The sequence below is a fragment of the Neobacillus fumarioli NBRC 102428 genome, assembly GCF_001591485.1.
In the GTDB taxonomy this organism is placed as follows: Bacteria; Bacillota; Bacilli; order Bacillales; family Cytobacillaceae; genus Neobacillus; species Neobacillus fumarioli.
Window position 1 is genome coordinate 1 of the sequence record NZ_BCUZ01000207.1, and the last position, 2475, is coordinate 2475.

Annotated in this window: 3 protein-coding genes; all 3 read right to left on the reverse strand. The window is 55.5% G+C overall.

Annotated elements, in window-relative coordinates; translation table 11 throughout:
• Positions 1-56: 56 nt before the first annotated feature.
• Positions 57-1640 carry an IS66 family transposase gene (gene tnpC, locus BFU02S_RS15550; protein ID WP_066372647.1) on the reverse strand — a complete coding sequence of 528 codons (1584 nt, stop codon included), beginning with the start codon at positions 1638-1640 and terminating at the stop codon, positions 57-59.
• Between the two features lie 65 nt (positions 1641-1705).
• Positions 1706-2062, reverse strand: a complete 357-nt coding sequence (gene tnpB / locus BFU02S_RS15555) for an IS66 family insertion sequence element accessory protein TnpB (protein WP_066372650.1) — start codon at positions 2060-2062, stop codon at positions 1706-1708.
• Positions 2056-2433, reverse strand: a complete 378-nt coding sequence (gene tnpA / locus BFU02S_RS15560; protein ID WP_157075967.1) for an IS66 family insertion sequence element accessory protein TnpA — start codon at positions 2431-2433, stop codon at positions 2056-2058. The genes tnpB and tnpA overlap by 7 nt, the downstream gene beginning before the upstream one ends.
• Positions 2434-2475: the final 42 nt, after the last annotated feature.

A 2475-nucleotide genomic window follows, 5' to 3' on the forward strand; every position in this document is an offset into this window, starting at 1 on the left:
GGTAAACGTCAAATAACCCCCACCTGTTGATCCGATGAGGGCTTCGATAAAATAGGTTACGATTGAGTTGTTCGACATACAAGCGGTAACGTTGGAGACCAAGGCAGCAGATTGTCCAGCGCTTCCGTATCTTTTGGATCTGCAAGCTGCGGAAGCTGCTCAAACAGATACTTCAAGTATTGGAACGGATTCAGTCCGTTCTCTTTCGCGGTCTCAATCATGCTGTAGATCGTCGCGCTGGCCTTTGCTCCGCGAGGCGTGTTGGCAAACAGCCAGTTCTTTCGTCCAATCACAAATGGCTTGATCGACCTTTCGCTGCGGTTGTTGTCGATCTCCAGACGACCATCCTGCAGGAAAGCCGTCAGTTTGTCCCATTGGTTCAAGCTGTACGCAATCGCCTGTCCGAGCAGACTTTTTGGCAGCGTTCGGGGCCGTTGCTTTTGAAGCCATGCCAAATAGGCCTCCAAGATGGGCTTGCTTCGCTCCATTCGGACGGCATAGCGTTCTTCCGGCGACGCGTCCCTAAGCCCTCGCTCAATCGCAAAGAGCTGGTTGCAAAACTCCAGTCCCTGTCGGGCCGCCGTTTCGGTTTTCGGTTGTCCGGCAGGCATCGCCTTCAGCGCCTCGTCGAACTTGCGGCGCGCATGCGCCCAGCATCCAACGAGGGTCACGCCCTGCACCTTATGGTAACCGGAATACCCGTCAACGTGCAGGTAGCCGCGAAATCCCGAAAGAAAGTTTCGCGGATGCTCCCCGTTTCGCGTCGGCTTGTAGTCGTACAGGACGATCGGCGGGCCCATGCGCCCGGTCCGATACAGCCACAAGTACGATTGCGTCTCGGCTGATTTGCCCGGCTCGCGCAGCACCTGCAGCGTCGTCTCATCTGCATGCAGAATGTCCTGCTTCAGCAGATGCTCACGCATGCGATCCGTTAGCAGCGACAGCCACTCGGCGCCGTACATCATCCAGTTGGCCAACGTCTGCCGGGAAATCGAAAGTCCCAGACGGGAAAATTGCTGCTCCTGCCGGTACAGCGGCTGGCTGTCCACATACTTCTGTGTCATCACATACGCCATACTCGAAGGAGAAGCGAGGCTGCCCGGATAGATGGGATTTGGCATCGGGGCCGTTACGATCGGCGTACGGATCTCCTCGCGCTCGCAGCGGCGGCAAGCATATACCTTGCGCACATGCTGCACCACTTTCACCTGCGCTGGAATAATCGCAATTTCATGACGCGTCTCGGAGCTCATTTCATGAAGGGGGTTGCCACAGCACGAGCAGACCCGTTCGTCTTCGTTCAACTCATACGTCACCGTCTCCACTGGCAGATGGTCCAGTTTGGCTGTGCGTGGACCGGCTGGTTTCCGGCGCTCGTACGTAATTTTCTCCATGGGCGGCTCTTCGCCTTTCGGCGTGGCAAGGACTTCTGCTTCGTTGAACAGATCCAACTCCAACTGGTTCGGATCCGTCTTCTCGCTGGAGGCGCCGAAGCGCTTTTTTTGCGCGAGGCGGAACTGTTCTTCGTACCATTTGAGTTTGGCCGACAGTTCGGCAACCTGCTGTTCCAGCCTGGCAACCTGAGCCTCATATTCTTCCGTTGTAAGGGTAGGGGTGAGAGCGTTCGTTTTCTTTTCCATACCGATTCATTTCTACACCGATCCCCGGATTCCTTGTGGTCAATGGGCTGACAGGGTGAATTGTTTCAAATGACATACTTTGCCCGAACGGCAGGATGCGCCTGCTGTTGTTCCAGCGACAGGCCGTCCAGTAGCCAGCGTAATTCGCGGCCGCTCATCTCAAGCGGCCGTGCGGATGGAGCCATCGGCCACGGAAACCTCCCGCGCTCCAATCGGCGGTAGAAGAGCCAGAAGCCGTTGTGGTCCCAGAACAGAATCTTTACTTTGTCCCGTTGCCGGTTGCAGAAGACAAACAGCGCGGGAGAGAACGGATCCAGCTCGAATCCTTCCTGCACCAGGGCGGCCAACCCGTCGATCGATTTGCGGAGATCGGTGCTGCCGCAGGCAAGATAGACGCGGATCGAATTCGGAATGCTTAGCATAAGGGCATCAAGGTCTGAACAACCTGACGGAGAAGTTGGGGATCAAAACCGTTTGCGACCTCGATGGATACCTGGCCGATCCGAATGACAACCCCTGGATCCGGGTTCTGGTTTTCAGGGGAGGATGTCACGGTCACTGGTACCCAACCCATGGTAGAAGCATTTGTCCGACTCGAATCGGATAGCCGTTTCAAACGATTCAGCCAATATTTCAATTGATGAATGGAAATGCCTTGCGCCTCGCACCATGCGGCCATCGTAAGTCCGCTGGTTCGGTACTCTTCCACGCGAGAAGTCCATTCCCGGATCCGTTGCTCACGATCCATGAGATCTTGACCTCCTTTTTCATGTGCTTGAGGCCATTGTCTCATGAATGATGAATCGGATACAGGTGGGTTTTATTTGACGCTTAC

What these genes read in the sequence shown, in the direction of transcription:
- tnpC (WP_066372647.1), bottom strand. Translation starts at nt 1,640, where the DNA reads ATGGAAAAGAAAACGAACGCTCTCACCCCTACCCTTACAACGGAAGAA.
- tnpB (WP_066372650.1), bottom strand. Translation starts at nt 2,062, where the DNA reads ATGCTAAGCATTCCGAATTCGATCCGCGTCTATCTTGCCTGCGGCAGC.
- tnpA (WP_157075967.1), bottom strand. Translation starts at nt 2,433, where the DNA reads ATGAGACAATGGCCTCAAGCACATGAAAAAGGAGGTCAAGATCTCATG.